This window comes from Burkholderia sp. AU16482, from assembly GCF_002223285.1.
Lineage (GTDB): Bacteria > Pseudomonadota > Gammaproteobacteria > Burkholderiales > Burkholderiaceae > Burkholderia > Burkholderia semiarida.
Genome location: NZ_NKEY01000003.1, coordinates 1,255,055 through 1,279,597, shown reverse-complemented (window position 1 = coordinate 1,279,597; position 24,543 = coordinate 1,255,055). Strand labels below are relative to the sequence as shown.

At 66.9% G+C, this 24,543-nt stretch carries 29 protein-coding genes; 12 read left to right on the top strand and 17 right to left on the bottom strand.

Features of this window, described 5'->3' with window-relative positions; genetic code table 11:
• Positions 1–5: 5 nt before the first annotated feature.
• On the bottom strand, positions 6–971 hold the full coding sequence (locus tag CFB35_RS08455; protein WP_060009580.1) for a LysR family transcriptional regulator: 966 nt from the start codon (positions 969–971) through the stop codon (positions 6–8).
• Positions 972–1,188: 217 nt separating this feature from the next.
• Here CFB35_RS08455 and CFB35_RS08450 point away from each other — a divergent pair, with 217 nt between their 5' ends.
• The 6 genes from CFB35_RS08450 (at position 1,189) to CFB35_RS08425 (ending at position 4,401) form a co-directional block, all read left to right on the top strand.
• Positions 1,189–1,653 (top strand): RidA family protein, encoded by a 465-nt coding sequence (locus CFB35_RS08450; RefSeq protein ID WP_059585377.1) that lies wholly within the window; start codon positions 1,189–1,191, stop codon positions 1,651–1,653.
• Positions 1,654–1,926: 273 nt separating this feature from the next.
• Positions 1,927–2,346 carry an organic hydroperoxide resistance protein gene (locus CFB35_RS08445; protein WP_059585376.1) on the top strand — a complete coding sequence of 140 codons (420 nt, stop codon included), beginning with the start codon at positions 1,927–1,929 and terminating at the stop codon, positions 2,344–2,346.
• Between the two features lie 66 nt (positions 2,347–2,412).
• On the top strand, positions 2,413–2,739 hold the full coding sequence (locus CFB35_RS08440; RefSeq protein ID WP_089464982.1) for a DUF4148 domain-containing protein: 327 nt from the start codon (positions 2,413–2,415) through the stop codon (positions 2,737–2,739).
• Positions 2,740–2,803: 64 nt separating this feature from the next.
• Positions 2,804–3,130, top strand: a complete 327-nt coding sequence (locus tag CFB35_RS08435) for a DUF4148 domain-containing protein (RefSeq protein WP_059585374.1) — start codon at positions 2,804–2,806, stop codon at positions 3,128–3,130.
• A gap of 73 nt (positions 3,131–3,203) precedes the next feature.
• A complete protein-coding gene (locus CFB35_RS08430) occupies positions 3,204–3,533 on the top strand; it encodes a DUF4148 domain-containing protein (RefSeq protein WP_060009577.1) in 330 nt (109 codons plus the stop codon).
• Between the two features lie 151 nt (positions 3,534–3,684).
• On the top strand, positions 3,685–4,401 hold the full coding sequence (locus CFB35_RS08425; protein WP_089464763.1) for a GNAT family N-acetyltransferase: 717 nt from the start codon (positions 3,685–3,687) through the stop codon (positions 4,399–4,401).
• A gap of 52 nt (positions 4,402–4,453) precedes the next feature.
• On the opposite strand, the gene CFB35_RS08420 is transcribed toward CFB35_RS08425, so the two are convergent.
• The 3 genes from CFB35_RS08420 to CFB35_RS08415 all read right to left on the bottom strand — a co-directional run bounded on the left by CFB35_RS08420 (position 4,454) and on the right by CFB35_RS08415 (position 5,513).
• On the bottom strand, positions 4,454–4,909 hold the full coding sequence (locus CFB35_RS08420; RefSeq protein WP_006482257.1) for a MarR family winged helix-turn-helix transcriptional regulator: 456 nt from the start codon (positions 4,907–4,909) through the stop codon (positions 4,454–4,456).
• A 107-nt stretch (positions 4,910–5,016) separates the two neighbouring features.
• Entirely contained in the window at positions 5,017–5,145 is a 129-nt protein-coding gene (locus CFB35_RS35295) for a hypothetical protein (protein WP_256939970.1), read from the bottom strand.
• Complete coding sequence (locus CFB35_RS08415) at positions 5,142–5,513, bottom strand: GFA family protein (RefSeq protein WP_059585349.1); 372 nt, start codon at positions 5,511–5,513, stop codon at positions 5,142–5,144. The genes CFB35_RS35295 and CFB35_RS08415 overlap by 4 nt, the downstream gene beginning before the upstream one ends.
• Positions 5,514–6,145: 632 nt before the next feature.
• Between CFB35_RS08415 and CFB35_RS08410 the strand changes: the two genes are divergently transcribed.
• On the top strand, positions 6,146–7,609 hold the full coding sequence (locus tag CFB35_RS08410) for an MFS transporter (protein WP_059585344.1): 1,464 nt from the start codon (positions 6,146–6,148) through the stop codon (positions 7,607–7,609).
• Positions 7,610–7,676: 67 nt separating this feature from the next.
• Here the strand turns inward: CFB35_RS08410 and CFB35_RS08405 are convergent, their stop codons facing one another.
• The 5 genes from CFB35_RS08405 to CFB35_RS08385 form a co-directional block, all read right to left on the bottom strand.
• Positions 7,677–8,570: a LysR family transcriptional regulator gene (locus tag CFB35_RS08405; RefSeq protein WP_059585343.1), complete on the bottom strand. Its 894-nt coding sequence runs from the start codon at positions 8,568–8,570 to the stop codon at positions 7,677–7,679.
• Positions 8,571–8,674: 104 nt separating this feature from the next.
• The gene (locus tag CFB35_RS08400) at positions 8,675–9,502 is read right to left on the bottom strand and encodes an alpha/beta hydrolase (RefSeq protein WP_059585342.1); all 828 of its coding nucleotides are present in this window, start codon (positions 9,500–9,502) and stop codon (positions 8,675–8,677) included.
• Between the two features lie 225 nt (positions 9,503–9,727).
• A complete protein-coding gene (locus CFB35_RS08395) occupies positions 9,728–10,111 on the bottom strand; it encodes a VOC family protein (RefSeq protein ID WP_059585341.1) in 384 nt (127 codons plus the stop codon).
• Between the two features lie 33 nt (positions 10,112–10,144).
• Complete coding sequence (locus CFB35_RS08390; RefSeq protein ID WP_060009559.1) at positions 10,145–11,107, bottom strand: hydroxymethylglutaryl-CoA lyase; 963 nt, start codon at positions 11,105–11,107, stop codon at positions 10,145–10,147.
• 21 nt (positions 11,108–11,128) lie between these two features.
• The gene (locus tag CFB35_RS08385) at positions 11,129–12,319 is read right to left on the bottom strand and encodes a CaiB/BaiF CoA-transferase family protein (RefSeq protein WP_059585372.1); all 1,191 of its coding nucleotides are present in this window, start codon (positions 12,317–12,319) and stop codon (positions 11,129–11,131) included.
• A 258-nt stretch (positions 12,320–12,577) separates the two neighbouring features.
• Here CFB35_RS08385 and CFB35_RS08380 point away from each other — a divergent pair, with 258 nt between their 5' ends.
• Positions 12,578–13,543, top strand: coding sequence for a D-2-hydroxyacid dehydrogenase (locus tag CFB35_RS08380; protein WP_059585339.1), 966 nt, complete (start codon positions 12,578–12,580; stop codon positions 13,541–13,543).
• A 208-nt stretch (positions 13,544–13,751) separates the two neighbouring features.
• On the opposite strand, the gene CFB35_RS08375 is transcribed toward CFB35_RS08380, so the two are convergent.
• From CFB35_RS08375 to CFB35_RS08350, 6 genes are all read right to left on the bottom strand, one after another.
• Positions 13,752–13,964: a hypothetical protein gene (locus CFB35_RS08375; RefSeq protein WP_059585338.1), complete on the bottom strand. Its 213-nt coding sequence runs from the start codon at positions 13,962–13,964 to the stop codon at positions 13,752–13,754.
• Positions 13,965–14,160: 196 nt separating this feature from the next.
• Positions 14,161–14,598 carry a hypothetical protein gene (locus tag CFB35_RS08370; RefSeq protein ID WP_059585337.1) on the bottom strand — a complete coding sequence of 146 codons (438 nt, stop codon included), beginning with the start codon at positions 14,596–14,598 and terminating at the stop codon, positions 14,161–14,163.
• A gap of 130 nt (positions 14,599–14,728) precedes the next feature.
• Positions 14,729–15,652 (bottom strand): ABC transporter permease, encoded by a 924-nt coding sequence (locus tag CFB35_RS08365; protein WP_059585336.1) that lies wholly within the window; start codon positions 15,650–15,652, stop codon positions 14,729–14,731.
• Positions 15,652–16,524 (bottom strand): ABC transporter permease, encoded by an 873-nt coding sequence (locus CFB35_RS08360; protein ID WP_059585335.1) that lies wholly within the window; start codon positions 16,522–16,524, stop codon positions 15,652–15,654. Before CFB35_RS08360 ends, CFB35_RS08365 begins: the two co-directional genes overlap by 1 nt.
• Before the next feature lie 49 nt (positions 16,525–16,573).
• Complete coding sequence (locus CFB35_RS08355) at positions 16,574–17,653, bottom strand: ABC transporter ATP-binding protein (RefSeq protein WP_089464762.1); 1,080 nt, start codon at positions 17,651–17,653, stop codon at positions 16,574–16,576.
• A 49-nt stretch (positions 17,654–17,702) separates the two neighbouring features.
• On the bottom strand, positions 17,703–18,869 hold the full coding sequence (locus tag CFB35_RS08350; protein ID WP_060009553.1) for an ABC transporter substrate-binding protein: 1,167 nt from the start codon (positions 18,867–18,869) through the stop codon (positions 17,703–17,705).
• A 468-nt stretch (positions 18,870–19,337) separates the two neighbouring features.
• Between CFB35_RS08350 and CFB35_RS08345 the strand changes: the two genes are divergently transcribed.
• Positions 19,338–20,042, top strand: a complete 705-nt coding sequence (locus CFB35_RS08345) for a glutathione S-transferase N-terminal domain-containing protein (RefSeq protein WP_060966913.1) — start codon at positions 19,338–19,340, stop codon at positions 20,040–20,042.
• 397 nt (positions 20,043–20,439) lie between these two features.
• Here CFB35_RS08345 and CFB35_RS08340 read toward each other — a convergent pair whose 3' ends face one another.
• Positions 20,440–20,874, bottom strand: coding sequence for a helix-turn-helix domain-containing protein (locus CFB35_RS08340; RefSeq protein WP_059584039.1), 435 nt, complete (start codon positions 20,872–20,874; stop codon positions 20,440–20,442).
• 109 nt (positions 20,875–20,983) lie between these two features.
• Here CFB35_RS08340 and CFB35_RS08335 point away from each other — a divergent pair, with 109 nt between their 5' ends.
• Entirely contained in the window at positions 20,984–21,601 is a 618-nt protein-coding gene (locus CFB35_RS08335) for an FMN-dependent NADH-azoreductase (protein ID WP_089464761.1), read from the top strand.
• A 186-nt stretch (positions 21,602–21,787) separates the two neighbouring features.
• Positions 21,788–22,423: a DsbA family protein gene (locus tag CFB35_RS08330; protein ID WP_089464760.1), complete on the top strand. Its 636-nt coding sequence runs from the start codon at positions 21,788–21,790 to the stop codon at positions 22,421–22,423.
• 244 nt (positions 22,424–22,667) lie between these two features.
• Here the strand turns inward: CFB35_RS08330 and CFB35_RS08325 are convergent, their stop codons facing one another.
• Positions 22,668–23,189 (bottom strand): MarR family winged helix-turn-helix transcriptional regulator, encoded by a 522-nt coding sequence (locus CFB35_RS08325; RefSeq protein WP_089464759.1) that lies wholly within the window; start codon positions 23,187–23,189, stop codon positions 22,668–22,670.
• A 130-nt stretch (positions 23,190–23,319) separates the two neighbouring features.
• Between CFB35_RS08325 and CFB35_RS08320 the strand changes: the two genes are divergently transcribed.
• Entirely contained in the window at positions 23,320–24,498 is a 1,179-nt protein-coding gene (locus CFB35_RS08320) for an MFS transporter (protein WP_089464758.1), read from the top strand.
• Positions 24,499–24,543: the final 45 nt, after the last annotated feature.

The window sequence follows — 24,543 nt, the reverse complement described above, 5'->3', positions numbered from 1 at the left end:
CGCGTCTATCGCGATACGCCGCCGCGTGTGCCGCGTGTGCCGGCTGTCCGGTTGGCAGGCGCCTGCGCCAACTGTTCGACGAGAAAGTCGACGAACACCCGCACGCGCGACGACAGAAAGCGTGCATGCGGGTACAGCAGCACGAAGGGCCGCGACCGGCCGCCGAGGCCGGACAGCACTTCCACGAGCGTGCCGGCGCGCAGATCGTGCTCGACGATGAAGCGGTAGGTCTGGAACAGCCCTGCGCCGCTGCGCGCGAGCGTCACGCCGGCCAGGACGTCGCCCGACGTGCCGTAGCTGCCGGCCGTCGTGACGTCGATTTCATCCGCGCCGTCGTCGAACAGCCAGGGAATCGTCCGTCCGCTGCTCGGCAGCTCGAACTGGATGCATTCGTGCGCGTGCAAGTCGGCGATCGCGGTCGGCGTGCCCGCGCGCTTCAGATAGTCGGGCGTCGCGACGACGACGAGTTCGGCGTCCTCCAGCTTGCGCGCGACCAGGCTCGAATCGGCCGGCGCGCGGCCGCGGATCGCGAGATCGTAGCCTTCCTCGGCGAAGTCGACGTTGCGGTTGCTCAGGTGAGTTTCGATGCGTACCGCCGGGTAGCGCTCGCGAAACGCCGGCAGCAGCGGCAGCACGCGATAGTGCCCGTACGGCGTCGGCATGCTTATCCGTAGCAGGCCGGCGGGCGTGGCCTGCTGGCCCGTGGCTTCGCGCTCCGCGTCGACGAGCTGCGACAACGCATCGCGACATTGCTCGAAATAACGCCGGCCGGAATCGGTCAGCCGGATCTGTCGCGTCGTGCGGACGAACAGGCGCACGCCGAGACGCTCCTCGAGCCGTGCAACCGACCGGCTGACCGCGGCCGGCGTGACGCCGGCCGCATTTGCCGCAAGCGTGAAGCTGCCGAGCTCGGCAGCCAGACAGAACAGCTCGATGCTGCCCAGCAGGAGATCGTCGAATTGTCGTTGCATGGGGCGATTCCTGCCGTCTCGGCCATGGGAGGGACGCGGTGAAGCAACGAGTGTGCATGAATCTCGTGCGGGAAACCAGCCGGTGCGGCGGGCGCGATTCGTTACATGACGTCCCGACTCAATTGCGCGGCCGGCATTTACCGGCTTCGGCCGCATGACTACAGTGATTCACGGGCCACGCCGGCCGCCCGATCCCTTTTACCGCAAGGAGCACGACATGAGCGTCGAACAGAATCTGGCCGAACTCGGCCTCGCATTACCGGAACCGCCGAGTCCGCTCGGCAGCTATACGGCCGTCGGCGAAGCCGGCAACCTGCTGTTCGTGTCGGGACAGTTGCCGCTCGCCGACGGCAAGCTTGCTTATACCGGCCGTGTCGGCGAGCAGTTGAGCGTCGACGACGGCAAGCATGCCGCGCGGCTGGCGGCACTGAACGTGCTTGCGCAAATCCGCAAGCATCTGGGCGGGTTCGATCGCCTGCGCAAGATCGTGCGCGTCGAGGGGCACGTGAGCTCTGCCGACGGCTTTTTCGGACAGCCGGCCGTGATCGATGGTGCGTCCGACCTGTTCGCCGCCGTGCTCGGCGCCAAGGCCGGACATGCGCGTTCGGCGTTCTCCCAGCACCAGTTGCCGGCCAACGCCGCCGTGATCCTGGTCGTGATCGCCGAGATCGAGGTAGCGTGATGACAGGCCGGACGTGTGGGGCGGCATCCCGTCCCGCAAGTGTTCTCGCGCGCCCTACCCGGCATCCGGCACGCACGTCGGTGCACCGTGCAATCGGGGGCTGGATCGTCTGAAAAGCTTGTCAGGAAAGGCGCTACACGATCCGGATACATTGAAATACAAAATATCGCATACGATTTAATCGAATCCGCTTGACGAGAATGGTCGTCAGGCGGAAACTGCGTCGCATGCGATCGAATCGCATCTGAGACAAACCAACCGACGGAGCAAATGATGAGCAAGATCGACAAGGTGCTGTACACGGGCAAGACGCATACGACTTCCGGCGGCCGCGACGGCGCGGCGCGCAGTTCCGACGGCCGCCTCGACATCCAGTTGTCGTCGCCGGGCAGCGCCGGCACCGGCACCAACCCGGAACAACTGTTCGCAGCCGGCTGGTCGGCCTGCTTCATCGGCGCGATGCAGCTTGCGGCGCGTGCCGCGAAGGTGACGCTGCCGGCCGACCTCGCGGTCGATGCCGAAGTGGATCTCGGCACCGCGGGCAACGCGTACTTCCTGCAGGCCCGGCTGAACGTGAGCGTGCCGGGGCTCGAGCGCGACGTCGCGCAACGCATCGTCGACGCCGCTCACCAGACCTGCCCGTATTCGAAGGCGACGCGCGGCAACATCGACGTCGACATCCGGATCGTCTGAACGTTGCATCGGGCGGCCGAGCGCCGCCCTCCCGAATTCCCGATTCCTTTTCCATCGAGGTGAATGATGAAAACCCAACTGATCGCTACCCTGCTCGTCGCTGTTTCGGCCGCTGTTGCCGCACCGGCGTTCGCCAACGAAACCACCGTGACGCGTGCGCAGGTGCGCGCCGAACTCGCACAGCTTCAACAAGCCGGCTATCCGCTGAACCGCGCGACCGACGCCACCTACCCGAACGATCTGCAGGCCGCGCTGACGCGGATCCACGCCGACGACGCCGTCGCCGCCAACGCAGCGGCTGCCGGCTACGGCAGCGACGGCGGCGCCGCGACGCAATCCGGCCGCCGCGATGTCGCAAGCGTGGCCGAGCGTTCGGTGTACTTCGGTCACTGAGCACCGCGCCGGTACGTGAACCCTGAGTCCCTTTATTCCTGATTCCATTTTGTCGAGGTGAATGATGAAAACCCGCCTGATCGCTGCCCTTCTCGTCGCTGTTTCCGCTTCTGCCGCCGCGCCGGCGTTTGCCGACGCAGCCGTCGTGTCCCGCGCGCAAGTACGCGCCGAGCTCGTCCAGCTGGAACAAGCCGGTTATCGGCCGGGCCGCGCGAACGATCCGCATTACCCGGACGACCTGCAGGCCGCGTTGACGCGCATTCATGCGAACGACGCGGTGGCGGCCGACGCATCGGCATCCGGTTACGGCAACGATGCCGCCGCCGCGACGCAGTCGGGCAGCCGGCCGGCGATGCGTGTTGCCGAACGCTCGATCTACTTCGGTCATTGAACGAATGCGCGAACGGCGCCGATGGCCGGCGTGCGGTGCGCCCCCCTGAATTCCTGAATCCCTGTCGAGGTGAATGATGAAGACCCAACTGATTGCCGCCCTGCTCGTTGCCGTGTCGGCCGCCGTCGCCGCGCCGGCTTTTGCCGGAGAAAGCACCGTCACGCGTGCGCAAGTGCGTGCCGAACTGGCCGCGTTGCAGCAAGCCGGCTACCAGCCGAATCGCCCCAACGATCCGCACTATCCGGACAATATCCAGGCGGCGCTGAAAAGGATTCGCGACGATGGCGCCGTCGCGGCCGATACGCAGACAGCCGGTTACGGCGGTGATGCCGGCGGCGCCACGCAGTCCGGCAGCCGCGGCGCGATTCGCATGGCCGAGCGCTCGATCTATTTCGGGCATTGAGCGTGGTACGGCGAATTCTGTCGCTGAAGTCCATCATATAAAGCGCATGCGATGTAATCGCATGCGCTTTTATTTGCATTGCCGCAGCCTGCATTCCCGCCCATCCCGGATTATTCTGTGCGGCACCCCATCTTTCACGAAGGAGCCGCCGATGCCGGATGCCATGACCGGAAACGCGACAAGCGATGCGCACGTGCTCGATCGCGTTGTCTGGAACGCGCTGACGGGCAAACAGCACCGCTTTGCGCTCGGCAATGACCGCGCATGGCGGTTTCCGGTGCCCGTGGCACCGTTTGCCGCGCTCGCCGACACGAGCCCGGCGTCGTTCGACGCGCTGCGCGCGCTGGTCGCCGCACACGGGCCGGCCGCGCTCGTCACGCCGGACGAGATCGCACCACCGGCGGGATGGTCGGTGATCCGGCGCGCGACGCTGCTCCAAATGATCTGGCAACGGACGTTCGACCCGGCACATGAATCGGAACATGTCCGGCTCGGCGAAGCCGACGTGCCGGACATGCTTGCGCTGACCGCCGCCGCGCAGCCGGGCCCGTTCGGCCCTCGTACGTTCGAACTCGGCCGCTACATCGGCGTGCGCAGCGAAGGGCGGCTGGCCGCGATGGCCGGCGAGCGGATGCAGTTGGACGGCTATACGGAAATCAGCGCCGTGTGCGTGGATGCCGCGTTTCGGCGGCAAGGGCTGGCGGCGAGGTTGATCCGGTCGCTGATTGCGTCGATCGACGCACGATCGGACACGCCGTTCCTGCACGTGCTCACGACGAACCAGGTGGCGATCGAGCGCTATCTCGCGCTCGGTTTCGTCGTACGGCGCGACATGCACCTGCTGGTGCTGGGCGATGCGCACGCGTGACAATGCGGCCGGCGCGATTCACGCGCCGGCCGCTCGTCATGCCTGAGTGCCTTTATGCTTCGGTCGACCGGATCAGGTTGCCGCGCAGCGTGACGATCGCCTTCTGCACCTTCGCGAACTCGTCCGGCTTCAGCCCGGTGGCTTCGACCAGATTCATGTCGAGCCCCTTCTCGCGCACGCGGCGGCCGCTTTTCGTCAGGCTGACGAGCACCTGGCGTTCGTCGGACGGATCGCGGTGCCGCTCCAGGTAACCCATTGCCTCGAGCTTCTTCAGGATCGGCGTCAGCGTATTGGATTCGAGGAACAGCTTCTCGCCGAGCTGGCCGACGGTCTGGTTGTCCTGCTCCCACAGCGCGATGATCGTGATGTATTGCGTGTACGTGAGGCCGAGCTCGTCGAGGATCGGCTTGTACGCCTTGCCGAACGCGAGATTCGCCGAGTAGATCGCAAAGCACAGGAACTCGGACAGCTTCGGCGCGGCGGGCGACGGGGTTTCGGTCGGTTTCATGGACTTCCTCCAGCGACGCGAACGGTCGCAGACAATCGCATTATATATCGCATGCGATCTTATCGGAAGCATGATAATCGGGGTCGATGGGCTGACGCGCGCCGCGCTCAGCCCGGCTTGCGGCGCTTGCCGGTGTGCTGACGGCTGACCGACAACAACGTGCACTGTACCGGATGCGCGATTTCGGTCGCGAGCCCGCCCGCGGCAAACAGCAGGATCATCAGCCAGCGTTTCATGCGTCCTCCACGACCGAGAGGCTCGCACCATCGGCAACCGTCGCGTCGAGCGTGTACGGATCGACGCCGTCGAGGCAACCGAGGTTGACGCGCCAGCATGCCGGGTCCTTGCGGGTCTGGTGGAACGGATAGACGCCGCACCGGCTGCAGAAATAGTGACGTGCGGTGTGCGTGTTGAAGCGATAGCACGTCAGTGCGCCCTCGCCTTCGACGATCGTCAGGTTGGCGGCGGCGAACATCGGGCTCATCAGCGCGCCGCGCCGGCGGCACAGGCTGCAGTTGCAGCGAACGGCCGGCGCAATGGCCGTGCTGACTTCGAATTTGACGGCCCCGCAATGGCAGGATCCTTTGAACCGGGTGGCAGACATGACGGGCTCCGAAAAAGGTCACGCCTGCTTTATAGCGAAGCCGCGCGCGGGCGGTGTATCGCACTGTATCGGCCGTCGGGGCGGATACAGGACATTGCAAATCCGCGGCCCGCGCGACGAATTGCTGCGGGTGCGCGTGCGGCGGGAGGCCGACCGCCACGCGCCGGCAGCGGCGGATGCAACACTTTGCGCTGGCGCGCGGGAACCCCGTGCGCGTGTTTCATGGGACGGCGTTCGTGCCGGTCGATTGAGCACGACCGTGTGGTCGTCGGCGGCGGTTGCGCCGGCGGCCACGCCACCGGCGTCATGGTTTTCCCGGCCTCGCCGGATGGCGCGGGTGCGCATCGTTTTCGATACGCACCCGCCCGCCACGCAGGCTGCAACGGCCTGCCGCGCGAATCGTGTCCACCGCGCGCTCCCTACCCTTTCTGCTCGGGAAAGGATGCTTGAAACATCCTCAATTATCACGTGCCGCCGATTTGCCCACCATGTGTCGGACGATCGGCGCAGCCCGCATGGCCGCCTCTTGCACCTGCCCGGCGATGCCTGGCGTCGCATCGTGCGGCCGACGCGTGACGCCGGCTAAGAACGGCCAGCCCCGCGCCACCGCATATCGATAATCAGGAGACACGATGAACAGCCAATCCCTCGACCTCGACGGCCACGCGGGCGCACGCGCATCCGCCCGCACGTCGGCTGCCTCCGCAGGCACCGGCGTCGACGCAACGACCCTCCCCGCCCGCCGCGTCACGCTCGGCGACTTCATGGACGATCTGCCGGTCGGTGCGTTGCACCGCTTCGTCGTCTGGGTGATCGGCATCGGGCTGTTCTTCGACATGTATGAGATCTTTCTCGTCAGTACGATCGGCTCCGCGTTGCAGCACGAATACGGGCTGAGCCGGCAAAGCGCCGATTTCAAGCTGCTGCTGGCGTCCGCGTTCATCGGCATGTTCGTCGGCGCGATGTGCCTCGGCAGCCTCGCCGACCGCATCGGCCGGCGCAAGGCGTTCCTGCTCACGCTCGGGTGGTACAGCGCGTTCTCGCTGGTCGGTGCGTTTTCGGTGAGCGCCGACATGCTCGTGGCCTGCCGGTTCCTGACCGGCATCGGCGTCGGCGCGATCTATCCGGTCGCCGACAGCTTCCTGTCCGAAATCCTGCCGAAGGACAAGCGCGGGCGGCTCGCCGCGTGGGCCTACACGACTTCGTATGTCGCGGTGCCGCTCGTCGGCTTTCTCGCGCTGTGGCTGAACCCACTGCATGTGGCGGGCGTCGCGGGCTGGCGCATCATCCTCGCGGTCGGCAGCCTCGGCGCCGTGTACGTGCTGCTCGTCCAGCACCGGCTGCCGGAAAGCCCGCGCTGGCTGCTCGCGCAAGGCCGCACGGCCGATGCGCACGCGGCGCTGCGGCGTTTCGCGCAAAGCGCCGGCGTGCCCGTGCCCGAGCATTTCGCGGAACCGGTCCAACCGCAGCGGCCGCTCGGGCTCGGCGAGCGCATCGCGCTGCTGCGTCGCCGTCCGTACGGCGCGCGCTACGTGATGCTGGCGATCTTTCACCTGTTCCAGGGCTTCGGCTATTACGGGTTCGGCACGCTGGCCGGCACCGTCGTGAAAAGCCGCGGCTTCGACGTGACGGACAGCACGTTGTTCATCGCGCTGTCGTTCATCGGCTATCCGATCGGCTCGCTGCTGTCGATTCCGCTGCTCAACTGGATCGAGCGCCGCACGCTCGTGATCGTGTCGATCTTGTCGATCGCGGTGTTCGGGCTGTGCTTCGCGTATTCCGGCAATACCGTGCTGATCGTCGGCTTCGGGTTCCTGACGACGTGTGCGTCCAACGTGTTCAGCAACGCGTATCACGTGTACCAGGCCGAGATTTTTCCGGCCGGCGTGCGTTCGACGGCGATCGGCAGCACCTATGCGCTGTCGCGCATCGTCAGCGGCGCGCTGCCGTTCGTGTTGCTGCCGGTGCTCGTCGACTACGGCGCGGGCGCGATGTTCGGCGTGATTTCGGTCGCACTCGGCATCGTCGCCGTCACGCTGCGCGTGCTCGGCCCGCTCACCACGCGGCGCAGCCAGGACGAGATCAATCCGGTTTGACGCGGCGATCGGCACGGGGCGCACGCACGCGTGCCCCGTGCGTCGCCGTTTCATCGCCTCATCGCATTCAGCGCGCCGACATGAAATCGAACAGCTTCGCGACGTCGGTCGTCAGCACCGCGCCGGCCTTCACGCCGACCCATAGCGTGCGCGTCGCCCACGCGTCGTCGAGCTTCACGACACCGAGCCGCGCCGCGCGCTCGCCGGTCACCGCATCGCGCGGCAGCACGCCGATGCCGAGCCCCGCCTCGATCATCCGGCTCACGCCGTCGAAATTCGATACCTGGATCCGCAGCTTCAGCGAGCGCTCGGCCGCGAACGCGGCGTCGGTCATGCGCGCGAGCAGCGAGCTGCCGTCGCTCAGGCCCACGTAGTCCTCGTCGAGCGTATCCGCGAAGCGGATGCTGTCGCGCACGGCGAACCGGTGCGCGCGCGGCACGAGCAGCACGAGCTCGTCGCGCCGGTACAGCCGCCGGTCGATGCCGGGCGCCGGCACGTTGTCGGCGAATACACCGAGATCGGCCTTGCCCGACGCGATCGCGTCGACGATCTCGTGGCTCAGCCGCTCCTCGAGACTCACCTTGATGCCGGGGTTGCCGGTGAGGAACGCGGCGAGATCGGCGGGCAGGAACTGGACGATCGCCGACGTGTTGGTCCATACGTGGATATGGCCGCGCACGCCTGCGACGTAGTCGCTCATCTCGTGCGCCATCCGGTTCACCTGCTCGATCACCTTCGCCGCATGATCGAGCAGCGCGCGGCCCGCGGGCGTCAGCTCTACGCCGCGCGCGTGCCGGACGAACAACGCGCTGCCGGTCACGCTTTCGAGTTCGGCGATGCGCTTGCTGACCGCGGACAGCGTGAGCTGGCCGTGTTCGGCCGCCTTCGTCAGGCTGCCGTGCTCGGCGACGAGCGCGAACACGCGCAGCGACTGCAGATCGAAATGAAGCGGGTTCACCATGTCGGGGGTCCTGGGAAGGCCGTGCGGGGGACGTCGTCATCGCGCCGGCCTGACGCCGATCATACGCCGGGCCGTGCGCATGCGATACGCACGATACGGCGCGGCTAGCGCGGCGCGATGGCGTGCAATGCGGCGAGCATCGCGCCGTCGGGCGTCGCGAGATCGTCGAGCACCGCGAAGTGCTGCATGCCGGGCAGCCACGCGCGGGCGATCCGCTCGCCGGCGGCTTCGCACGCCGTCGCGTATTCGTCCGCCTGCCGAACGAGTTCGGGCAGTTCGGCGTCGCCGACCGCCACGACGGTCGCCGCGCCCGGTCCGACATGGCGCAACGGGCTGTACGCGTCGACCTCCCGCGCGGTGAGCTGCAGCTTGTCGTTCAGGCAGCACAGCGCGATCGGTTCGAGATCGACGAGCGGACTGATCGCGAGTGCCGACACGACGGCCGGATGCGCGCGATGCATGGCCGTCAGATGGCCGCCCGCCGAATGGCCGCTCAGATGGATCGGCCGCCCCGCGATGCCGAGGCCGTCGCGGTCGGCCGCGAGATGGTCGAGCAGCGCGCCGATCTCGCCGACGATATCGGTCATCGTCGCGACCGGCGCGAGCGTGTATTCGGCGAGCACGACGTCGTAGCCGCACGCGAGCGGCCCGCTCGCCGCATACGCGAAATCCTCTTTCGTGCAGTGTTGCCAGTAGCCGCCGTGGATGAACACGAACAGCGGCGCGTCGGGCTGCCCGCACGGCAGCCAGTCGAAGCGCTGCGCGGGTTGCGCGCCGTAACGCAGGTCGCGGCGGCCGGGCGTCGCCGCGTACAGCGCCGCGCTGCGCGCCTGGCATGACGCGAGCAGCGCGGGGAAATCGGGAACAGCCCTCGTGTTCAGGTACGCGGCGTCGAGCGCCGCACGGTCCATGCCGCGATAGAGGATCGTCATTCGGGAAGCGTCTGGATCGGGTTGCGGATGCGCGCGGCAGGTCTGTCCGTGCGCGCGGCGAAGGCGGCGGTCGGGCCGACGCCGTTGCGCCATTATCCGCGGCGCGGCCGCGCACGGCTATCCGGAATCGGCGGGCGCGGCGCGTGCCTGTCCGCTTTCGGCGAAGGACTGCGACGCCGTGCGCGCGGCGGGCCGGCACTCGCGCGGGCGACCGAGCCCGGCAAGTCAGATCGGCTCGGAAATCTCGATCAGGTTCAGGTCGGGATCGCGCACGTAGATCGAGCGGATTTTCTGCGTCGCGCCGGTGCGTTCGACGGGCCCTTCGACGATCGGCCAGTCGACGCGCCGCAGGTGCGCGATCACGTCGTCGAGCGGGACCGACGCGATGAAGCACAGGTCGAGCGCGCCCGGCACCGGCACGTGCGCTTTCGGCTCGAATTCCGCGCCGCGCACGTGCAGGTTGATCTTCTGGTTGCCGAAACGGAACGCGAGTCGGCCCGCGCCGAAGGTTTCGAGCTGCATCTGCAGCACCTCGGTGTAGAAATGCTTCGTCCGTTCCGGATCGACGCAGGTCAGCACGAGATGATCGAGGTGGTCGATCAGCGCCATGGCATTCGCTCCTGTTTATGTTTCTGTTGCTGTTCACGAGAACGCGCGTTGCGCGGGCTTGCCGTCGGCATCGGCGCGCGGCGGCGGATGAAGGTCCGAGCGGCGCCCGGCCTTCAGGATCTGGCTCGGCACGTCATGCCCGATCAGCGCGGGCAGCCGTGCGGCCGCGGCGAGCAGGGCCGCGAGGTCGATGCCCGTATCGTAGCCGTCGAGTTCGAGCATGTGCACGAGTTCCTCGGTGCAGACGTTGCCGGTCGCGCCCGGCGCATACGGGCAGCCGCCGAGCCCGCCGAGCGACGCGTCGAAACGGTCGATGCCGGCGTCGAGCGCGGCGAGCGTATTCGCGAGCGCCATCCCGCGCGTGTTGTGGAAGTGCAGCGTGAGCTGCAACGCAGGGAAGCGCTCGCGCGCACGTCCGGACAAGTCGCGCACCTGCGACGGAAACGCCATGCCGGTCGTATCGCACAGCGTGAAGCCGTGCACGCCGAGATCCGCGAAGCGCTGCATCCACGCGAGCACCGTTTCGGCCGGCACGTCGCCTTCCATCGGGCAGCCCATCGCGGTCGACAGCGACACGTTGATCGCGACACCCGTGCCGCGCACCGCGTCGATCACGTCGCGCAACTGCGCGAACGATTGCTCTCGCGTCATCCGCAGGTTCGCGCGGTTGTGACTCTCGCTCATCGACATCACGAGGTTCACCTCGTCGACGCCGCACGACAGCGCGCGCTCGGCGCCGCGCACGTTCGGCACGAGCGCCGTATAGACGACGCCCGGCGCGCGCGCGATGCCGTGCATCACGGCTTCCGCGTCGCGCAGCGCGGGAATCGCCTTCGGCGACGTGAACGACGTGACCTCGATCTTCGCGTAGCCGCAGGCGCTCAGCGCGTCGACGAGCGCGATCTTGTCGTCGGTGTCGACGAACGCCGCTTCGTTCTGGAAACCGTCGCGGGTCGCGACTTCGTGGATGTGGAGTCGTTGCGGATGCGGATTCATGTCTTCGTTCCGATGGCTGTTTCAGATCACGCCGCGCGTGCGCCAGTCGTCGCGCGTCGCCGCATCGATGCCGAGCGATTCGAGCACCGCGTCGGTATCCGCGCCGAGCCCGGGGGCCGGCCGCTCGATGCGCCCGGGCGTGGCATCGAGTTTCGGCACGATGCCCGGCACGAGCACGGGCGTGCCGTCGGGCAGCGCGGCGTCGACGATCATGTCGCGCGCACGGTAGTGCGGATCGGCCGCGATGTCGGCCACGTCGTAGATGCGTCCGGACGGAATGCGCGCGTCGTTCAGCGCGGCGAGCACGTCGTCGAGGTCGTGGCGCGCGCTCCATTCGCCGATCGCCGCATCGATGCGCGCGACCTGCGCGACGCGCCCGTCGTTGTGCGCGAGCGCGGGATCGTTGCCGAGATCGGGCCGGCCGATCAGTTCCATCAGGCGCCGGAAGATGCTGTCGCCGTTGCCGGCGATCAGCGCGTACCGGCCGTCGCGGCAGCGGTACGCGTTGGTCGGCGCGATCCCCGGCAGGCTGCTGCCGGCCGGCCCGCGCACCGCGCCGAATGCCGCATATTCGGGCAGCAGGCTTTCCATCATGTTGAATACCGATTCGTACAGCGCGACGTCGACGACCTGCCCCTTGCCGCCCTGCTGCTCGCGATGCCGCAACGCGAGCAGCACGCCGATCACGCCGTGCAGCGCCGACAGCGAATCGCCGAGCGAGATGCCCACGCGCACCGGCGTGCGGCCCGGTTCGCCCGTGAGGTGGCGCAGCCCGCCCATCGCCTCGGCGATCACGCCGAAGCCGGGGCGGTCGCGATACGGGCCGGTCTGCCCGAAGCCCGACACGCGCAGCATCACGAGCCCCGGGTTGAGCGCGGACAGCGTGTCCCAGCCGAGCCCCCAGCCTTCGAGCGTGCCGGGCCGGAAGTTTTCGATCAGCACGTCGGTCTCCGCGACGAGGCGGCGCACGACGTCCTGCCCTTCGGGCGTGCGCAGATCGAGCGTGAGCGAGGTCTTGTTGCGCGACTGCACGGCCCACCAGACCGACGTGCCGTCGTGCAGCAGCCGCCACTTGCGCAGCGGGTCGCCGACGCCGGGCGGCTCGACCTTGATGACGTCCGCGCCGAATTCGGCGAGCATCCGGCCCGCGAACGGCCCGGCGATCAGTTGGCCGAGTTCCAGCACGCGGATGCCGTCCAGGGGGCGTGTCATGACTGTCTCCGATGAAATCGCGTTGTCGATGACGGCGATCATGACGGCGTTCGCGCCCGGCGAAAATCGCTCGATGGTCAACCTGCCTTTCCGAAACGGAAAGGCGGGCGACGGCGCGATCGCGGTATCGGCCAAGCGGGACGCGCCAGCCTTTCCGTCCGGGAAAGCGCGCTCGCGCAACGGTCAAACGACGGCGCGCGCGCCGCCGGCAGAATCGGGGCCGTTCCGCGCCATCGGGCGCTTGCCAGCGAGACCGCCATGTTTTCCGTTTCTTCTCCCGCGAAGATCGTGTTTCTCGACCGCGCGACGCTGTCGCCGCAGACCGTGCTGAAACGATTTCCGTTTCCGCACGCCTTGCAGACATTCGACCGGACGGCCGCGCACGAGGTCGCGGCGCGCATCCGCGACGCGCACATCGTCGTGACGAACAAGGTGCGGCTCGACGCGACGGCCCTCGCCGATGCGCGGCAGATACGGATGATCGCGATCGCCGCGACCGGCACCGACATCGTCGATCTCGATGCGTGCGCGGCACGCGGGATCGTCGTGAGCAATATTCGCGGTTATGCGGTGCGCACGGTACCCGAGCACACGTTCGCGCTGATCTTCGCGCTGCGCCGCAGCCTCGTCGCTTATCGCGACGCGGTGCGCGCGGGGCGCTGGCTCGACAGCGGACAGTTCTGCTTTTTCGATCACCCGATTCGCGACCTGGCCGGTGCGACGCTCGGGATCGTCGGCGACGGCGTGCTCGGGCGTGCGGTGGCCGCCATCGCGCGGGCGCTCGACATGCGCGTGCTGTTCGCGGCACACGGCGACACCGCGCGCGACGGCCATGCACCGTTCGACACGCTGCTGCGCGACAGCGACGTGATCACGCTGCACTGCCCGCTCACGCCCGCGACGCGGCACCTGATCGACGCCCGCGCATTCGCGCGGATGGCGCGCCGGCCGCTGCTGATCAATACCGCACGTGGCGGGCTCGTGGACGAAAGCGCGCTCGTCGAGGCGTTGCAGTCGGGGCAGATCGCGGGTGCGGGGTTCGACGTCGTCACGCAGGAGCCGCTGCCGGCCGCGCATCCGTTTCACGCGATCCTGTCGCATCCGGCGTTCATCCTGACGCCGCATGTCGCGTGGGCGAGCGACGAGGCGATGCAGACGCTGGCCGATCAGCTCGTGGACAACGTCGCCGCGTTCGTCGGCGGCGAGCCGCGGCATGTCGTGTGACACGCACGAACGGAACGGCCCCGCTCGATTGCTCGAAGCGGGGCCGACTGAATGCGGGGCTGCTTGCGCCAGCGACCCGGCACATGAAGGGTTCGTGCCTCGGCCCTGTCTGGCGGCGGGTTTCCGACTATCTGATGGGCGCTACTTCAACGCGTTCAGACCGGCAAGGATGCCGATATCAGGCCAGTCCGAAAAGCGGAAAGCCGGCTCAGTAGGCGGACATCTCGACGCAAGGGTCGACCTTCGACGGCGAACAGATGACCGAGTACTTGGCGCTCTCGCGCATCAGCGCCTCGCCTTCGTGCAGCGCGATCTTGATCTCGGGGTGACGCTCGTACGCGAGGAAGGCCGAGCACACGACCGCGGACATCACGACGAGGGAAAACACAAATTTTTCAAGGGCTTGGAAACGTTCAGGCATGATCTTGACCTTTCTCTCAGCCCGGAATTATACCTTGAGATAAGGGTTTTCCCTATAACCCTGCCCGCATACCGAGGATGCGTTCAAATCAAGATAGGCGCGATGGTCGCGCCCTTTCATCAAAAACATGTCGCCGCGGCCCGCGCGGATGGGGCCGCATACACGAGGAAGGAGAAGAAGGTTCGCCGCCGGCGCGTCACTGCGGCGTCGAAGCGCCGCTCGCCGCATTGCCCGGCCACGCCTTGCCGATATGGTCGATCAGCGACTTCGCGGTGCCCGTCACGAGCGCCGCGTCGACGCCCGACGTCTGCCATGAGCCGTCGGCCGCCTTCACGAAGGTCAGGTTCGCGCGCGACGGCGAGTAATCGGCGTTGCGCCACGTGACCACGACGTCGCACGAGTACGTGCGATCGCCGAGCTTCTTGCAGTCGCCGTCGGGTTTCGCCGATACGACGTCGGCCGATACGGGCAGCGGCTGGCCGAACAGCGCGTTCAGCCCGCCGTGGTTTTCCGCTTCGAGCGCGCGGCGCACGGCGGCGTCGACGTCGCTCGATCCGGGACCGTCGTGAAGCAGGTTGCAGGCCGCCAGCAGCGTCGACGCGCCGGCGAGGGTCAGCAGCAGTTGAAACTTCATGGATATCCGTCGATCGGGGGAACGCCGCGTAGTCTGCAACGTCCGCGTGTCGTGCGCGGTATCCATTTGTAACCAATTGCACGACGGCTGGGCGGCACGGCGGCCGCGCGCGATCGTGCGACGCCCCCGCCTACTGCCGTTGCTGCTTCACGCGGCTCACGAGTTGCGTCGGGCTGACGAACTGCAGCGCGATCACGACCCACACGAGCGTGATCGCCATGTAGATCATCGCCATCGCGTCGATCGACTGCGGCGCGCGCACGCCGGTCGAGAACACCGCGTAATACAGCGCGACGACAAGCGTCTGCGTGCTCGGGCCCGCGGTGAAGAACGTCAGCTCGAACATCCCGATCGTGCGCACGAGCACGAGCAACCCGGCCGCGAGCATGCCGGGCACCAGCAGCGGCAGCAGCACGTAGCGGAAATAGCGCCACGTGTTCGCGCCGAAGATGCGCGCGGCGGCTTCGAGGTTCGGATCGATCTGCTCGATGAACGGTGTCATCACGAGGATCACGAACGGCAGCGCCGGCACGAGATTCGCGAGGATCACGCCCGGCAGCGTGCCCGCGAGCCCGATCTTGTACATCACGGTCGCCATCGGGATCCCGTAGGTGACGGGCGGCACCATCAGCGGCAGCAGGAACACCAGCAGCGCGAAGCGCTTGCCGCGAAACTGCACGCGCGCGAGCGCATACGCGGCCGGCACGCCGAGCGCGATCGACAGCAGCACGACCGCGCCGACGACCTCGACGGTCACCCACAGCACGCTCGCGAGCTGGAAATCCTCCCATGCCTTCGCATACCAATGCAGCGTGAAGCCCTGCGGCAGCGGCGTGCCGAACCAGCGCGTCGCGACCGAGTTCACCGCGACGGTCGCGATCAGCAGCATCACGTTCAGCAGGAAGAACGCCATCAGCCCCCAGACGAGCGCCTTCCATGCGCGGCCGGCGAGATTGCTTTTCATCCGATGCGGTTTCCTTGCATCGACGGGCCGCGCATCGGGGGCGTCGTGCTTCGGCGGCCACGTGCGAGCGGCATGATTGTCGGTCGCCATCAGCCCTTGCCTCCCGTTACCGCACCCGTGTAGAAGAAGCGGCGCGCGCCGAGCATCGACGCGACCACCAGCAACTGCGCGAAGCCCATCACGATCGCGATCGCCGATGCGAGCGAATAGTCGTAGCTTTCGAACGCGGCTTCGGCCGCCGCGATCGAGATCACGCGCGTCGGCCCGGCCGGCGCGCCGAGCAACACGGCCGACGGGAACACCGAGAACGCCTGCACGAACGACAGGCACGCGGCCATCGTGAGCCCCGGCACGAGCAGCGGCAGGTAGATCTGCCGGAACTGCTGCCACGGGTTCGCGCCGAGCGTCGCGGCCGCGCGCGCGAGCGTCGGGTCGATGCCGCTGATGTACGACAGCATCAGCAGGAACGCGAACGGAAAGCCCGACACGATCAGCGACAGCAGCACGCCCCAGTAGTTGTGCGTGAGGCGCACTTCGTCGGTGTACAGGTGCAGCCCCTGCAGCGCCTGCGGAAACCAGCCGTTCGGCCCGAAGTACGTGAGCATCCCGTCGGCGACGAGCACCGTGCCGAGCGTGACGGGAATCACGAGCAGCGTCGTGACGAACTTCTGGTACGGCGAATGGCGGCGCAGCGCGAACGCGACCGGCACCGCGATGCCGACGTTGAGCAGTGTGGCCGGCACCGCGAGCTTGAGCGTGACGAGCACGGTCGGCCACATCGCCGTGTCGGTGAAGAACTGCACGTAGTTCGCGAGCGCGCCGCCGCCGTTCATCGGCTGGAACGACAGCACGAGGCCGTACGCGAACGGATAGATGAACAGCGCGGCGATGAACGCGAGCGCCGGCGTGACGAGCCAGGCTTTCGCGTCGCGCGCCGCGCCGCCGGTCGCGAGCGTGCTCATGCGGCCTCCGGGCGGGACGCCGCCGAGCGCGCCGCGTGGCGCAGCCCGTTCATTGCCCGTCTCCCGCATAGACGAGCGTGCGCGCCGGCGCCACGCGCAGCCTCAAGCGCTCGCCTTCCGTGAACTCGCAGGCCACGCGCGCCCAGATCGCGCCGAACGGCGTGATCGCGCGGATCAGCGAGTCGCGCCCGCCGTACTCGACCGTCTCGACGGTCGCGTCGAATGCATTGTCGGCGCCTTGTTCCGCGCGCTCGATGTCGTCGGGGCGCAGCGCGACGACGACCTCCTTCGCGTCGAAGCCGGCCATCGGCACGCCCGCGAGGCGCACGCCGCCCGACGCGACGTTCACGTAATCGCCGGCCATGCCTTCGAGCGTGAACGGCAGCACGTTGCGATAGCCCATGAAACGCGCGACATGCAGATTGTGCGGGCGCGTGTAGACGTCCTTCGGCGACGCGACCTGCTGCACGACGCCCTCCTTCATCACGACGATACGGTCGGCCATCGACAGCGCCTCGTCCTGGTCGTGCGTCACGTAGATCGTCGCGCGTTCGAGCTGCGTGTGGATGCGGCGGATCTCCGCGCGCATCTCGATGCGCAGCTTCGTGTCCAGGTTCGACAGCGGCTCGTCCATCAGCACGAGCGGCGGCTCGATCACGATCGCACGCGCGATCGCGACGCGCTGCTGCTGCCCGCCCGACAACTGCCCGGGCAGCTTGCCTTCGTGACCGACGAGCTGCACGAGCTCGAGCGCCTGCTGCGCGCGCCGCCGCGTTTCCTGCTTCGGCACGCCGCGCATCTTGAGGCCGAAGCCGACGTTGTCGAGCACCGACATGTGCGGGAACAGCGCGTAGTTCTGGAACACCATGCCGAAGCCGCGACGCTCGGGCGGCAGCACGTCGATGCGCGTGTCGTCGAGCCAGATGCCGCCGCGCGTGAGCGGCTGCAGCCCCGCGATGCAGTTCAGCGCGGTCGATTTGCCGCAGCCCGACGGGCCGAGCAGCGCGATGAATTCGCCGCGCCGGATCTCGAGGTTGAGCCCGTCCAGCGCGGCGACCTGCGCGCCTTGCGCATTGGTGAAACTGCGGCACACGCCGTCGAGCCGCAACCGTTCGAAACTGTGCTTCATTCCACGAACTCCATCGACGCGGGCGCCGCGGCGCCCGCCGGTTCAGGCGTCACTTCGATTTCTGCGAACCGATCTCGCGATCCCATTTCTGGAACGCGGCGACCATCGCCTGCGCATTGAGCGGCTGCACGTGCGGACGATCGGCGAGCAGCTTCGCGTATTCGGGGCGGCCGAACTTGCGCACGACTTCCTGGCTGTGCGCGGGCGCCATCTCGAGCGTCACGCCCTTCACCGCCGGGCCCGGATAGAAATAGCCGTCGTCGTAGGTCATCGCCTGCTGCGCCGGTTCCAGCAGGAAGTTCATCAGCTTGAACAGCACGTCGAGCTTTTCCTTCGGCACGCCCTTCGGGATCACCATGTAGTGCGCGTCGTTGACCCACGTCATGTTGTCGAACGCCTGGATCTTGAATTCGGCCGGCACGATGCCGAGCGCGCGCGGGTTGAGATCCCAGCCGGTGACGGTCACGGTCATGTCGCGCGTGCCTTCGCCGAGCTCCTTCATCACCGCCGACGTGCCGCCCGGGTAGTACGGCACGCATTCGTTCAACTGTTTCAGGAACGCCCAGGTCTTGTCCCAGCCGTTGATCGGGTCCTGCGGATTCTTGTCGCCGAGCACGTACGGCAGCCCCATCAGGAACGTGCGGCCGGGGCCGGAGTTCGCCGGGCGCGCATAGATCAGCTTGTTCGGGTGCGCCTTGCACCACGCGAGCAGCTGGTCGGGCGTCTTCGGCGGGTCGCTGACCTTCGCCGGGTTGTATTCGAGCAGCGGGCCGGCCGGCATGTAGGTGACCTCGAGGCCGTAGCCTTGCGCGAGATCCTGCATCTTGCGCGGGCCGGGCGCGTATTTGTCGAGCACGCCGGGGAGCGCGGCCGCGTTGTCGGGCAGCAGCTTTTGCCACAGGTTCTGCTCGATGCCGGCGGCGAGCGCGTCGGTGCCCGTCAGCACGAGGTCGATGTCGGCGCGCCCCGCCGCCTGCATCGCCTTGATCTTGCCCGGCAACTGCGGCGCGGGCGCGTTCGTGAACGTGACGTTCGCGACGAGATTCGGGTTCTTCTCCTTGAACGCCTCGATGGCCTTCTGCGTGAGCTGCAGGTTGCCTGCGACGTCGACGATGTTCAGCGATACGGGGGCGGCAACGGCCGCGGCGGCCGACAGCGCGAAGCCCAGTGCGAGTGCGATCCGGCGGACACGGCGAGCGATCGGGGTGGTGTTCATGTCTCCTCACTTCGGTCGGTGGATGGGACCTTTCTTGTCAGGAAATCATGACGGCGTTATACGATGTCGGTCAACAAAAAACCGCGGGATGCGGGGCGGGACTTTCCCTGACAAAAAGCTTCCGTGCGCCGACGAATTGTGCACCGCGCGACGGCGTCCGGCGTGGGCCCGCCGCTCGCGCATAGTGTTAGGACGTCATATATCGAGGTGAGACGAACCGCGTTGGGCCGTATACGTTTCCCCCTGCCGCGCGAGAAGCGTTGCCGTCATGTCTTGCGGCACCGCGCGCGACGCCGGGCATGGCCGTCGCGCCGAACCACGGGCGGCTGCCTACGCCTGCATCGTTTTCCCGGATCGGCTACAGTGGGCGCTTTCGGCGCGCTGCGCCCCGCCGCCGCGCCGCGAACCGTGCGCGAGCGCGGCGGCGCGAACGCAGCGCGGATCATTCACTTCGACGAGCGAACCTTCATGCCCGATCTGTCCGCCTTCCCGATCACGCAAAAGTGGCCGGCCCAGCATCCCGACCGCCTCCAGTTGTACTCGCTGCCGACGCCGAACGGCGTCAAGGTGTCGATCATGCTCGAGGAAACCGGCCTGCCGTACGAGCCGCACCTCGTGCGCTTCGACACGAACGACCAGTTGTCGCCCGAATTCCTGTCGCTGAACCCGAACAACAAGATCCCGGCTATCATCGATCCGAACGGCCCCGACGGCCAGCCGCTGCCACTGTTCGAATCGGGCGCGATCCTGATCTATCTGGCGGACAAGACGGGCCAGTTGATCCCGAAGGATCTCGCGGGCCGCTACGAGACGATCCAGTGGGTGATGTTCCAGATGGGCGGCATCGGGCCGATGTTCGGCCAGGTCGGCTTCTTCCACAAGTTCGCCGGCCGCGATTATGAGGACAAGCGCCCGCGCGACCGCTACGTCGCCGAATCGAAGCGCCTGCTCGGCGTGCTCGACGCGCATCTCGCGAACCGCCAGTGGGTGATGGGCGATGCGTACACGATCGCCGACATCGCGATCTTCCCGTGGGTGCGCAATCTGGTTGGCTTCTATGAAGCGGGCGATCTGGTGGGCTTCAGCGAATTCCGCAACGTCAAGCGGGTGCTCGACGCGTTCGTTGCGCGGCCGGCTGTCGAGCGCGGGCTCAATATTCCGGCGCGGGGTTGATCCACTGCGCGGGTACGCGCCGTGCGAGCTACGGCCCATGATTTGTGCCGCCCGCCGCCCGCCGCCCGCCGCCCACCGCCCACCGCATTGCGCGGCGGTTTTTTTTGACCATTGCCAATCTCCGGGGAACGCCGGGAGACCGTCGGTATTCGGCCATGAAGCATCATCGGCTTGCGTCGACGGCGAGACGTCGAGACGTCCCGTTTGGTTCAGGGAACGGACACCCAAGTCATGCCATGAGACTTTTTCGATCGACCCTGGCCGACTCTTGGTCGAATAGATCGCAAAATGCAGCGCCTGCGCACCCCAACGAAGATCCGCGTCGGGACAGATCCCAACGCGAGCTGGCAGCCGAATTTCGCCGCTGTGTCTGCGCAAGCTTGCGGCCTAAACTCGTCTATCGACGCTGGTAGACAACGCCTTGAATCGAGACCTGATCTGGCTCCGGCTTCTCGTCAAAACGTTTATGCGCCTCGGCAATGGCGACTTGATTCTCGCTCGCCCAATTGACCAACGCCATGACAGGCTTCAACAGCGTTCTTCCCATGTCGGTGAGTTCGTAATCGACGCGAGGCGGAATCGTTGCATACATCGTTCGCGTTATCAGTCCGTCGCGTTCCAGTCCGCGCAAGGTCAGCGTCAGCATCCGCTGGGAAATGCCCTCGATGCGGCGCTTCAATTCGTTGAAGCGCCGCGGGCCGTCGGCCAGCATAGCGACAATGTAGAGGCTCCACTTGTCGCCGATGCGATCCAGGATTTCACGAGTTGCCAGGCAGCCGCCTGCGTCAGGGGCAGGCATATCGGCAGGCAGTTCGGGGGGACTAAGTGACATGCGTGTGCCTTCTTGTGGGGAAACGGCAGGAACCATACCATCCTTTGTATGAATTCATAAGTCAGGTCACTTAATCGACTTGGTTCTTATTTTATACTTGGGAGCCGCTATGAGCCACACTCTGCTTGTCACGTCCAGCCCGCGCGGGGCCGACAGCCTTTCCACCCGCTTTGCCACCGAAATCGCAGAGGGCATCCAAGCCCGCGCGGGCGGCCCGCTGACCGTGCGCGACCTTGCCGCGAATCCTCCGCCCCATATCGCACCGGCCTACATCCAGGGTCGGGTCACCTCGCCCGCGGATCGCACGCCGGAACAGGTCGAGGCGGTGAAGATCGCGCAAGAGCTGGTCGATGAGTTGAAGGCCGCCGATGTGATCGTGCTCGGTTCGGGCATGATCAACTTCAGTCTGTCGTCGCAGCTAAAGGCTTGGTTCGATAACGTCACCTGGCCGGGCGTCACCTTCGGTTACGGCGATATTGGGCCGAAGGGGCTGCTGACCGGCAAGAAGGTCTATCTCGTTACCGCTGCCGGTGGCGTGTTTTCGGAAGGTGCATGGGCACCGTTCGACTTTCAGACCAGCTATTTGCTGCACCTGCTCGGTTTCATCGGCCTGACCGACGTTGAAGTGGTGCGTGTCGAAGGCACGGTTTTCGGCCCCGATGCGGCGAAGGCCGTAATCGCCAACACCGAAACGGTCATCAAAGCCTTGTTGGCGAAGGCTGCGTGACCTCATGGCCCGGAAAAAACCTCGCGCCGTTCGGTGCTTCGGTGCAACCGGGCTGGCCTGAAGGCACATCATCGAGGAAGCCTTGAAGCTGGGCTACAACGTGTCCCGGCGACGACGTGAAGAAACGCGCGTCGTTCGCGGGAAGGGTCGAATCGTTGTCGGCGATCCGGTCACGAGAACAGGGTTATGCAAATAGACCTCTATACTGAAATCACATGCCCGTGGTGCATCGTCGGGCATCACCGTCTCGACAAAGTGCTGACGGAGCGTTTTCCCAACCTGATCGTTGACATTCGGCAGCATCCAGTTCTGCTGCTGCCAGATGCACCGTCAGGCGGTCTCTATATTCCCGATTTGCTGCGTTCGCGCTACGGCATAACCGATCCGAAGGTCGCCTTTGCTCGCCCCGAGGGAGAAGCTCGCGCATCGGGCTTCGACCTGGATCTTGGTCGCCAGCTCTGGGCCTATCCGACCCAGGCTGCTCATGCCGTGATTCTGGCAGCCGCTGGGCGTGACACGCAGCACAGGCTCGCCGTTGCAATCACCGATGCTTACTTCATCGCAGCGAAGAACATCGCCGATGCGGATGTGCTGGCTGACATTGCCGCCGACTACGGTTTTAACCGCGATCAGGCGCGTGCCATCGCTCTTGATCCTGAACAGCACCATCGCGTCGAAGCGGAGGCGTTCAAGTCAGCGAATGCCGGCGTTCGTTCGGTTCCTCATTTTGTCTTTGGGGAAAGCATTGCCATCAATGGGGGGCGCAGTGAAGACGAGATTGCTGCGGCAATACAAGCGGCTTCCGGCGCAATCCCTCTCTGACGCGGCTTCCTCAAATCCAATGACTCGGAAGTCGGCGTACGCCGCGTCGACAAGGTTCTGCGGCGCTGTTCACTGTGTTGGGCGATGCCCGACCAAAAAGACCGGCCGTCGGAAGACCGAAGTACTTCAAGAAGCGACGAAGGGAGCGTGATCTTACGACCGACCGCAATGGGCCGACACGCGACGTCCACGAGAATTCACGAAGAACTTTTTGCCCGCCGCGTACGTTTCCATCACGCATTGTTCAACGCGAGTTCCCTTCCTCCCCTTCCGGCGTTCCGGCTTCCAACCCCGCCAGCAGCTTCCCCAACAGCCGCGACAACTGCGCCTGTTCGGCCTCCGACAGCACGGCCAGCACCGCCCGCTGGTTATCGATATGCGCGACGACCGCCTCGTCGATCAGCGCCCGCCCGGCATGCGTCAACGCGACGAGCGTCCCCCGCCCGTCGGCCGGATTCGGCCGGCGCTCGACCCAACCGGCCTTCTGCAGCCGGTCGATGCGCGCGGTCATCCCGCCCGACGACATCATCAGCGCGTCGTACAGCGCGGTCGGCGTCAGCGCGAACGGCGCGCCGCTGCGCCGCAGCGTCGCGAGCACGTCGAATTCCCCCGGCTGCATGCCGTAGCGCGCGAACAGCGGATTGAGACGATCGCGCGCGATCACGAGCGCGGCTTCCTGCAGCCGCCCCATCACCACCATCGACGTCGCGTCGAGATCCGGGCGCTCGACCCGCCATTGCGCGAGCGCATGCTCGGCTCGATCCATTAACCCTCCTCGGCTCACCAGTTATCTTGACGTCGAGATAAATCGACATATATCTTGATGTCGAGATACTTTACCTGAAAAACGTGCGGCGCCTGGCTGGCAGCCGCGCATCGATATCGAGGGCCTTGCAATGAATCGCTTCACCTCCCCCGGCTGGCGGCTCGCCGCGATCGTGCTCGTCGGGCTGAACTTGCGGCCGGCGCTCGCGGCGGTCGGCCCGCTGCTCGACATGATCCAGCGCGCGACGGGCATCGGCGACGGCGCGGCCAGCCTGCTGACGACGATCCCGATCCTGCTGATGGGGCTCGGCGCGCTGAGCGCGCGGCGCCTGCAGCGCCTCACCGGGATCGCGGGCGGCGTGTGGCTCGGCGTCGCGTTGATCGCGCTGGCCTGCGCGTCGCGCGTGGGGGCGCAGCACGCATGGCTGCTGCTCGCGAGCGCGTGCTGTGCGGGCGTCGGGATCGCGATGGTGCAGGCGTTGCTACCCGGCTTCGTGAAGGCGCATTTCGCGACACGCATCGGCGGCGCGATGGGCGTCTATTCGACGTCGATCATGGGCGGCGCGGTGCTCGCGAGCGTCGTCGCGCCGTTCGCCGCGGTGCGCTGGGGCTGGCTCGCCGCGCTCGCGGGCTGGGCGTTGCCGGCGGCGCTGGCCGCGCTGGCCTGGCCGCTGGCCAGCCGGGGCGACGACGCGCTTGCCTCCGGCCCGGTGTCGGTATCGGGTGCGCGGCCATCGCGCTCTCCGCGGGCGTGGCGGCTCGCACTGTTCTTCGGTATCGCGACGGGTGCTTACACGCTCGTGCTCGCGTGGCTGCCGCCGTACTACACACGGCTCGGCTGGTCGCCGACCGCGGCGGGCAGCCTGCTCGGCGGCGTGACGTTCGCGGAAGTCGTCGCGGGGCTGACCGTTTCCGCGACGATTGACCGCCTGCCCGATCGCCGGCCTGCGCTGCATGCGGCGATCGCGTCGCTGCTCGTCGGGTTACTGGTGATGCTGGCCGCGCCCGACGCGCTCGCATTGCCGGCCGCGCTGCTGCTCGGCGCGGGCATCGGCGCGCTGTTTCCGCTGTCGCTGATCGTCACGGTCGACCACGCGACCACGCCGGCCGATGCCGCGTCGCTGACGGGGTTCGTGCAGGGCATCGGCTATCTGATCGCCGGCCTGTTTCCGTTCGCGGCCGGCATCGTGCGCCAGCATCTGGCGGATCTCACGCCCGCGTGGATCGCGATGGCGTGCCTGTGTATCGCGCTGTTCGCGCTGGCGGCCGGCTTTGCGCCGAAGCAGATGCGGCAGATCGCGCGGGCCTGACGGGCCTGACGGGCCTGCCGGCCGGGCGCGCCGATGCCAAGGCCG

Excerpts from the sequence above, each read along its gene's own strand:
- CFB35_RS08455 (WP_060009580.1), bottom strand. The coding sequence starts at position 971 with ATGCAACGACAATTCGACGATCTCCTGCTGGGCAGCATCGAGCTGTTC.
- CFB35_RS08450 (WP_059585377.1), top strand. The coding sequence starts at position 1,189 with ATGAGCGTCGAACAGAATCTGGCCGAACTCGGCCTCGCATTACCGGAA.
- CFB35_RS08445 (WP_059585376.1), top strand. The coding sequence starts at position 1,927 with ATGAGCAAGATCGACAAGGTGCTGTACACGGGCAAGACGCATACGACT.
- CFB35_RS08440 (WP_089464982.1), top strand. The coding sequence starts at position 2,413 with ATGAAAACCCAACTGATCGCTACCCTGCTCGTCGCTGTTTCGGCCGCT.
- CFB35_RS08435 (WP_059585374.1), top strand. The coding sequence starts at position 2,804 with ATGAAAACCCGCCTGATCGCTGCCCTTCTCGTCGCTGTTTCCGCTTCT.
- CFB35_RS08430 (WP_060009577.1), top strand. The coding sequence starts at position 3,204 with ATGATGAAGACCCAACTGATTGCCGCCCTGCTCGTTGCCGTGTCGGCC.
- CFB35_RS08425 (WP_089464763.1), top strand. The coding sequence starts at position 3,685 with ATGCCGGATGCCATGACCGGAAACGCGACAAGCGATGCGCACGTGCTC.
- CFB35_RS08420 (WP_006482257.1), bottom strand. The coding sequence starts at position 4,909 with ATGAAACCGACCGAAACCCCGTCGCCCGCCGCGCCGAAGCTGTCCGAG.
- CFB35_RS35295 (WP_256939970.1), bottom strand. The coding sequence starts at position 5,145 with ATGAAACGCTGGCTGATGATCCTGCTGTTTGCCGCGGGCGGGCTCGCG.
- CFB35_RS08415 (WP_059585349.1), bottom strand. The coding sequence starts at position 5,513 with ATGTCTGCCACCCGGTTCAAAGGATCCTGCCATTGCGGGGCCGTCAAA.
- CFB35_RS08410 (WP_059585344.1), top strand. The coding sequence starts at position 6,146 with ATGAACAGCCAATCCCTCGACCTCGACGGCCACGCGGGCGCACGCGCA.
- CFB35_RS08405 (WP_059585343.1), bottom strand. The coding sequence starts at position 8,570 with ATGGTGAACCCGCTTCATTTCGATCTGCAGTCGCTGCGCGTGTTCGCG.
- CFB35_RS08400 (WP_059585342.1), bottom strand. The coding sequence starts at position 9,502 with ATGACGATCCTCTATCGCGGCATGGACCGTGCGGCGCTCGACGCCGCG.
- CFB35_RS08395 (WP_059585341.1), bottom strand. The coding sequence starts at position 10,111 with ATGGCGCTGATCGACCACCTCGATCATCTCGTGCTGACCTGCGTCGAT.
- CFB35_RS08390 (WP_060009559.1), bottom strand. The coding sequence starts at position 11,107 with ATGAATCCGCATCCGCAACGACTCCACATCCACGAAGTCGCGACCCGC.
- CFB35_RS08385 (WP_059585372.1), bottom strand. The coding sequence starts at position 12,319 with ATGACACGCCCCCTGGACGGCATCCGCGTGCTGGAACTCGGCCAACTG.
- CFB35_RS08380 (WP_059585339.1), top strand. The coding sequence starts at position 12,578 with ATGTTTTCCGTTTCTTCTCCCGCGAAGATCGTGTTTCTCGACCGCGCG.
- CFB35_RS08375 (WP_059585338.1), bottom strand. The coding sequence starts at position 13,964 with ATGCCTGAACGTTTCCAAGCCCTTGAAAAATTTGTGTTTTCCCTCGTC.
- CFB35_RS08370 (WP_059585337.1), bottom strand. The coding sequence starts at position 14,598 with ATGAAGTTTCAACTGCTGCTGACCCTCGCCGGCGCGTCGACGCTGCTG.
- CFB35_RS08365 (WP_059585336.1), bottom strand. The coding sequence starts at position 15,652 with ATGGCGACCGACAATCATGCCGCTCGCACGTGGCCGCCGAAGCACGAC.
- CFB35_RS08360 (WP_059585335.1), bottom strand. The coding sequence starts at position 16,524 with ATGAGCACGCTCGCGACCGGCGGCGCGGCGCGCGACGCGAAAGCCTGG.
- CFB35_RS08355 (WP_089464762.1), bottom strand. The coding sequence starts at position 17,653 with ATGAAGCACAGTTTCGAACGGTTGCGGCTCGACGGCGTGTGCCGCAGT.
- CFB35_RS08350 (WP_060009553.1), bottom strand. The coding sequence starts at position 18,869 with ATGAACACCACCCCGATCGCTCGCCGTGTCCGCCGGATCGCACTCGCA.
- CFB35_RS08345 (WP_060966913.1), top strand. The coding sequence starts at position 19,338 with ATGCCCGATCTGTCCGCCTTCCCGATCACGCAAAAGTGGCCGGCCCAG.
- CFB35_RS08340 (WP_059584039.1), bottom strand. The coding sequence starts at position 20,874 with ATGTCACTTAGTCCCCCCGAACTGCCTGCCGATATGCCTGCCCCTGAC.
- CFB35_RS08335 (WP_089464761.1), top strand. The coding sequence starts at position 20,984 with ATGAGCCACACTCTGCTTGTCACGTCCAGCCCGCGCGGGGCCGACAGC.
- CFB35_RS08330 (WP_089464760.1), top strand. The coding sequence starts at position 21,788 with ATGCAAATAGACCTCTATACTGAAATCACATGCCCGTGGTGCATCGTC.
- CFB35_RS08325 (WP_089464759.1), bottom strand. The coding sequence starts at position 23,189 with ATGGATCGAGCCGAGCATGCGCTCGCGCAATGGCGGGTCGAGCGCCCG.
- CFB35_RS08320 (WP_089464758.1), top strand. The coding sequence starts at position 23,320 with ATGAATCGCTTCACCTCCCCCGGCTGGCGGCTCGCCGCGATCGTGCTC.